Here is a 301-nt window from a genome sequence, read left to right as displayed (position 1 = left end):
GCCTCGGGTGTCCAAAACAGTTTCATCAATTGGATGCCTCAAGCCGGCGACGTGTAGCTGCCCGCTTAAGCGCAAACTTGGTTTCAACCTCGGTCGCCGAAGTTAGGTGACCAGCATTAGCTGAATTCAAGCCGATCTGAACTTGCTCGCGGAACCAAGCCTCATGTTCGGACGCTTCGCGCTGCGTCTGTACGAACTCGCGCATGAAGTCCCGCAGGAGCTGCGCGCTGCTGCGGTCGCGGGCCTTGGCGGCTGTAGAAAACTCGTCTTTCAGTACTCCATCCACCCGGAACGTAAATGT

At 56.8% G+C, this 301-nt stretch carries 1 protein-coding gene; it reads right to left on the bottom strand.

All coding sequences use genetic code 11. From position 1 onward, the window contains the following. Positions 1 to 25 precede the first annotated feature (25 nt). On the bottom strand, positions 26 to 301 hold a 276-nt coding region (locus tag ALO43_RS00525), incomplete at its 5' end, for a CopG family ribbon-helix-helix protein (RefSeq protein ID WP_157062256.1).

Origin of the sequence: Pseudomonas tremae (assembly GCF_001401155.1) — a bacterium.
Taxonomy (GTDB): domain Bacteria; phylum Pseudomonadota; class Gammaproteobacteria; order Pseudomonadales; family Pseudomonadaceae; genus Aquipseudomonas; species Aquipseudomonas tremae.
Note: the sequence above shows the minus strand (reverse complement) of the source record. Positions and strands in the feature narration are given on the sequence as shown.